The organism is Mesorhizobium sp. M7A.F.Ca.CA.004.12.1.1, from assembly GCF_003997835.1.
Taxonomy (GTDB): domain Bacteria; phylum Pseudomonadota; class Alphaproteobacteria; order Rhizobiales; family Rhizobiaceae; genus Mesorhizobium.
In genome coordinates this window covers 1-5,503 of record NZ_RZRK01000418.1, presented here as the reverse complement: position 1 = coordinate 5,503, position 5,503 = coordinate 1, and the positions used below count along the sequence as shown (strand labels likewise).

The 5,503-nt window shown below is 62.8% G+C and carries 7 protein-coding genes and 1 pseudogene; 2 read left to right on the top strand and 6 right to left on the bottom strand.

What is annotated here, in order from left to right; translation table 11 throughout:
- The 6 genes and pseudogenes from EN984_RS21110 to EN984_RS21085 form a co-directional block, all read right to left on the bottom strand.
- A partial coding sequence (locus tag EN984_RS21110; RefSeq protein WP_127383930.1) for an undecaprenyl-diphosphate phosphatase occupies window positions 1–572 on the bottom strand: 572 nt, incomplete at its 3' end.
- 188 nt (window positions 573–760) lie between these two features.
- Complete coding sequence (locus tag EN984_RS21105; protein WP_013532087.1) at window positions 761–958, bottom strand: hypothetical protein; 198 nt, start codon at window positions 956–958, stop codon at window positions 761–763.
- A 186-nt stretch (window positions 959–1,144) separates the two neighbouring features.
- Window positions 1,145–1,261 (bottom strand): annotated as a pseudogene (locus EN984_RS39520) (GFA family protein); the annotation flags it as partial.
- Between the two features lie 92 nt (window positions 1,262–1,353).
- A complete protein-coding gene (locus tag EN984_RS21095) occupies window positions 1,354–2,310 on the bottom strand; it encodes an alpha/beta hydrolase (protein ID WP_127269869.1) in 957 nt (318 codons plus the stop codon).
- 43 nt (window positions 2,311–2,353) lie between these two features.
- Window positions 2,354–2,839, bottom strand: coding sequence for an SRPBCC family protein (locus EN984_RS21090; protein ID WP_127269871.1), 486 nt, complete (start codon window positions 2,837–2,839; stop codon window positions 2,354–2,356).
- A gap of 373 nt (window positions 2,840–3,212) precedes the next feature.
- Window positions 3,213–3,461, bottom strand: coding sequence for a ParB N-terminal domain-containing protein (locus EN984_RS21085; RefSeq protein ID WP_127269873.1), 249 nt, complete (start codon window positions 3,459–3,461; stop codon window positions 3,213–3,215).
- Between the two features lie 155 nt (window positions 3,462–3,616).
- On the opposite strand from EN984_RS21085, the gene EN984_RS21080 reads away from it, so the two are divergent.
- Together EN984_RS21080 and EN984_RS21075 are read left to right on the top strand one after the other, a co-directional pair.
- Window positions 3,617–5,260 (top strand): N,N-dimethylformamidase beta subunit family domain-containing protein, encoded by a 1,644-nt coding sequence (locus EN984_RS21080; protein ID WP_127269875.1) that lies wholly within the window; start codon window positions 3,617–3,619, stop codon window positions 5,258–5,260.
- 1 nt (window position 5,261) lies between these two features.
- A partial coding sequence (locus EN984_RS21075; RefSeq protein ID WP_127383929.1) for an aminotransferase class III-fold pyridoxal phosphate-dependent enzyme occupies window positions 5,262–5,503 on the top strand: 242 nt, incomplete at its 3' end.

The following is a 5,503-nucleotide window of genomic DNA, read 5'->3' as shown; positions in this document are numbered from 1 at the left end:
GTCAGGGTCGAGCCCGAGCGCGACACGCCGGGGACAAGTGCGCCGATCTGGGCAACACCGACGAGCAGCGCATCGGTCAGCGACGCACCCCCCATGCTGCGCCGGTGACGAGCAAAGATCTCGGCCAGCGCCAGCAGGATCGCCATTGCGATGCAGGCCCAGCCGATCACCGTCAGGCTGCGTAGCGGCGAATTGCAGGCGTTGAGCACGCCAGACAGCGCCACGCCGGCGATGACGATCGGGATCGTCGCCAGCACGATCCAGAGCGCCAGCTTGAAATGCCGGTCGGCGAAATCGCGTCGCGCCAGAGCGTTGAAAGAACCAAACAGGATATTCCTGACATCACTCCAGAAATAGCTGACCACCGCGGCAAGAGCCGCGAGTTGCATGGCGGCGGAGAAGGCGGAGCCAGGATCCTGCCAGCCGAGCACGGCCGGCACGATGCGCATATGGGCGGTCGAGGAAATCGGCAACAGTTCGGTGATGCCTTGCACCACGCCGAGGAACGCCACCTTGGCGAACCCCAGGCCGACGAAGCCCGTATCCAGGCCTTGTGTGCAGATATCGGCCAAAATCGAATTCCGTGCATGAGAGATCGGAGTTGCGTGGACCGACCATCGGTCAATCCCGGGCAAGCCTTATCGTCATGGGCCGGATAATCAATTTACGGATTTGTAAGCTGGCGTGCCGAAGTGCACGCCGTTCGAAACCGGCCCACCTTGGAGCCGGCTTGAGATACACAGCGAAAATCGCAAAGCGACTACGGGCAGAGCCAGAGTTTCTGGCATGTCCTGGCGATCACATGCGCCGGCGGCACTTCGGGCTCATCGGTCGAAGGCCGGCGAGCCCGTTCGAGCAGCATGCGCACCTGTTCGGGGCGCACACGATCGCGCTCCATCACAAGCAGGACCATCGGATCGCTCAAAAGCTCGTCCAGGGTGCTGATGCTGTCGTTCATCCGTCGTCTCCTCGAATGCCGTACCCGCGACCCATAAATAGGGAGACAATGATGGCCCGCCAATGACGCTTTGCCGGCTATCTCGTGTCGATTTGGATTAAATTTTGGCCATGCTTGCGCTCTCCCCTGGCCCTTGGCGCTGCGCGTCGATCCATTTCCTTCCACAACAAGGGGAGAAGGGAAAAATTAGCCTGGCGGAGGGGCGCCTTCGTATTTCGGCAGGCTGTCATCGAGCACCACCCAGGGCTGCCTCGAGCCCGTGAAAATATGCATTTGCGGCTTGAAAACCGTGGGATCGTCGAGCCATGCGAGTGGGGGTTAAGCGATGACGCCGAAAGCCGTCATCGCTTCCATGGAATGGCCGGCTGCCCGCTAACAGCCGGCGGCTTTGGCGTTCACTCCGTTTCGCCGACGACCTCGTCCCAGGTTTTGACCTTGGTCTGGCCGTTGAGGAACGGCAGCGCGGCGGCCGTCAGTTCGGGGGCGAAGAAAGTGTCGTAGTGGGTGCGGTTGGGCAGGATCGCCAGGCGGTTCTGCGACAGGTTCTCGCGCATCCAGCCGGCATCCTTCAGCCCGCCGCCGAGCATCTGATAGAACTTGATCTCGTGTTCGGGCTTGTACATATCGCTGTCGCCATAGACCAGCATGACCGGCATCTTCAGCTTGGCGACGTCGGCCGAGTAATCGCGGTTCTGACGCATGAAGCCGCCCAGCGCATCGAGGAGCTTCGGGAACTCCTCAGGATGCGGCGCCACGGCGACGTAGGATTTGTACATCGGCGTGTCCTTCATGAACTCAGCCGCGGCCGCGCTCACCTGTGCCTGCTGGGGACGCATCTCGTCATAGAAGCCGTCCGTGGCGTAGCCCGTCGATACCAGGACGAGGCGGCGTACCGCTTCGGGATGCTGGACGGCCATGCGGAAGGCGACGCCGCCGCCCAGCGAGTAGCCCATGAGATCGACCTGATCGTAACCGAGCGCCTTGACGATGGCGGCCATGTCGTCGCCCATCGCCTCCACGGTGAATGGGCGGTCGCCCAGCGCGGTGCGACCGTGACCCTGCAGGTCGACGCCGATGACGGTGCGGTTTTCGGCAAGTTTCGGCAGGATCGGCGCGAACATATCCGTGGTGCCGAGACCGCCATGCAGCAGAAGCAGCGGCTCGCCCTTGCCATAGATGGCATAATAATAATTCAGGCCGTTGATCGGCAGCAGGCCGGACTTTTCCGGCTTCGGCAGTGCGTTCGTCTCAGTCGTCATGGCGGGTTTTGTCTCCTCCGCATTGGTGGTGCCTGGGCAGCCAACGAGCGCTGCAACCGAAGCAAGAATGGCGAAAAACAGGGTTTTGGACATATCGATCTCCTCTCGTCATGCCGGTATCAGAGCGTCATGCGGATCAAAGCGTTTTGGCGAGTTCTTCGAGCTGGTCGGCGCACTGTCCCCAACCCTCGTGGAAACCCATCTTCTCATGCTGTTCGCGGTCGGCGACGCTCCAGTGCCTGACCCGAGCGATGTAGCGGGTCTTGCCGTTGCCCTCGTCCTCGAAGGTCAGCGCGACGGTCATGAACGGCTTTTCCGAAGGCTGCCAAGCCTCTGTGTAGGCGTCGGTGAGGACGATCTTCCTGCCGGGAACGACTTCGAGGAAGACTCCCGGGTTGGGGAATTCGTTGCCGTCCGGGCTAGCCATGACGACAAGGCTCGAGCCGCCGGTGCGCACATCCATCTCGGCGCGCGGCGTCGTCCACGGCTTTGGCGAGAACCAGCGCGTAATCAGTTTCGGGTCGGTCCAGCAGCGATAGACGTTCTCGCGCGGTGCATCGATGATGCGGGCGAGAACCAGTTCACGGTCATTGGTGGGGGCGATGTCGAGCTTGATGGTCATGATGGCGTCCTGCGTTTGATCTGGCTTCCGTCCCAAGGACGAGCCGATGAACCGCAAACCGACATCGGCCAGTGAAAAAATGTCGGCACCGTCTCGATGGGCCCAAGGCGTTCCCCACCTTCGTCATCCACGGGCGGAGCAGGAGCGGAGCTCCGTCGCGGAGACCCGAGGATCCATGCCGCGACCGTTGTCGAGGAATGCAGCGGAGCAAGAATTCCGCACCGTCGTGACGCGTTGGAGTCGCGGCATGGATCCTCGGGTCTGCGCCGCGTCGCTGCGCTCCTTGCTCCGCCCGTGGATGACGAAGCGATCAGGGTTCGAGCCAATCGCCAAGGCATTCGATAAAAACTTCTGCGCCGAGAAACTCGATGCGTCAGTGGCGCTTGGCTTGCACCAGATAAGCCTCGATCTCGGTCTCGCCGAGCCACCTTGCCGCCTCGAGCCGGTGCAGGCCTTCGACGAGGATGTGGCGCTTGCCGTCATGGCGGACCTGGATCGGCGTCTTCATGCCGTTTTCCAAAATGTCCTCGGCCAGATGGCGAACGGTCTCGGGATGCAGCGTCTTCTTGCGCGCCGTCGGCACGTAGATCTCGTCGACCTTGACCTTTTGCACTCTGAGCATTCCGACCCCCGTGGCGGAAACGCCGCCTCCACTGAGATAGTCCGTTTGATGGAGGCGGCCAAGGGTGCGGCTAGCGAATGCTGGCCCGATCGTTTCTATTTGACGCGTGACCGGCAGATCGCCGAAATGGCGGCCCTCGACCTTTTCAGGTGTTCATGACCCATCTGCCGACCGAATTCCCCGATTTCGGACTGACGCCGGAGCAGCGCCGCCACGCGGTGCGTGACCATTATTACGAATGGCCGGGGATGGATGGCGAGCGCGGCGAGATCTGGTGCTACAGCGACCGGTTTTCCTATCGCGCCGGCGAAACGGTGGCGTTGCATGTCAGTTCGACAGCTCCGAACTTCGGCATGACAATCACCCGGGATGGCGGCAGCGAGACCAAAGTGTTCGAAAAATCGGGCATCGCGGCACGCCGGCAGGACACACCCGACCAGTGTTCGGCTGAAGGCTGCGGCTGGGACGCATCCTTCGAATTTCGCGTCGGGGCGGACTGGCCGTCCTGCGCCTATCGGGTCACGCTGACCGCCGACGGGCGCGACGGCAAGCCGATCCAATGCCACCATATTTTTATCGTCAGCCCGCAGCCGGGCCGTAAACCCGGCCGTGTGCTGCAGGTGGCGGCGACGGGCACCTGGCTGGCCTACAACACCTGGGGCGGTTCCAACCACTACCAGGGCATTACCGGGCCGGACCGCAACCAATACTCGCCCATCGTGTCGACACAGCGCCCCTGGTGCCGTGGCTTCGTCGTGCTGCCGAAAGATGCGCCGCGCGTGCCGCTGGAAGTCGCCGTACCGCCCAAGACGATCCCGCGCTATCCGCACATGGAATGGGCGCTCGCCACAGGCCATTCGAAAAAGTACGCCTCGTCGGGTTGGGCCAGCTATGACAGCCATTTCTTCCGCTTTGCCGAGCGAGCCCGCTATCAAGTCGATCTCGTCAGCCAGCATGATCTCCATTCTTCGCCCGAAATTCTCGACGGCTACGACTGCGCCGTCTTCGTCGGCCATGACGAATACTGGACCTGGGAAATGCGCGATGCCGTCGACGCCTATGTCGAGCGCGGCGGCCATGCGGCGCGCTTTGCCGGTAACTTCATGTGGCAGACGCGGCTCGAGGACGAGGGCCGCCGGCAGGTCTGCTACAAATATCGCTCGCGTGCCGAAGACCCCGCCTATCTCCCAGGCAGCGACGTCACCCGCGCCACCAATTCCTGGGAAGCGCCGGAAATCGGCCGGCCGGGTTCAGCGACCTTCGGGCTCAACGCGACGCGCGGGGTCTATACCGGTTGGGGCGGCTGCGCGCCGCGCGGCGTGCGTGGTTTTCCGGTCTACCGGCCCGAGCACTGGGCCTTTGCCGGCACCGGCATCTACTATGGTGACCTGTTGGGGGCCGACAGCCATGTCTATGGCTATGAGGTCGACGGGCTCGACTTCGAGATACTCGGCGGCCTGCCCTACCCGACCGCCACCAGCGGCGCACCGGAGGGGTTGCAGGTTCTCGCCGTCGGCATGGCATCCCAGGTTGAGGAAAGCGCCGATATCCCGATCGAGGACCAGTTCCTCACCGACGAGGATGGCCGCTTCACCGCCGAGACGCTGTTCGGCGAGGCGAGCGACGCCAATCTGGAAAAGGTCAAACGCGGCAACGGCATGATCGTCAACTTCCCGCGCGGCAAGGGCGAGGTGTTCCACGCCGGAAGCTGCGAATGGGTCGCCGGCCTGCTAAGACAGGACCCGATGGTCGAACGCGTCACCAAAAATGTCCTCGATCGTTATCTCGGAAAGCCCTGACATGTCGAAAGTCCAGACCGCCGCGCAAGCCACCGACGCCCGGCGAGACTCGCATCTGTTCTATCTGTCCAGCCTGCGCCGGCCGCTGATCGACCGCGCCGAGGGCATCTATATGTGGACGCAGGACGGCCGCCGCTTCATCGACGGCTCGAGCGGCCCGATGGTCGCCAATATCGGCCACTCCAACCGCAATGTGCTGGATGCCATGAAGCGGCAGATGGACCGCGCCACCTTTGCCTATCG

Bases quoted from the DNA above. Each gene is read 5' to 3' on its own strand.
- EN984_RS21095 (WP_127269869.1), bottom strand. From the start codon at position 2,310: ATGTCCAAAACCCTGTTTTTCGCCATTCTTGCTTCGGTTGCAGCGCTC.
- EN984_RS21080 (WP_127269875.1), top strand. From the start codon at position 3,617: ATGACCCATCTGCCGACCGAATTCCCCGATTTCGGACTGACGCCGGAG.
- EN984_RS21090 (WP_127269871.1), bottom strand. From the start codon at position 2,839: ATGACCATCAAGCTCGACATCGCCCCCACCAATGACCGTGAACTGGTT.
- EN984_RS21105 (WP_013532087.1), bottom strand. From the start codon at position 958: ATGAACGACAGCATCAGCACCCTGGACGAGCTTTTGAGCGATCCGATG.
- EN984_RS21085 (WP_127269873.1), bottom strand. From the start codon at position 3,461: ATGCTCAGAGTGCAAAAGGTCAAGGTCGACGAGATCTACGTGCCGACG.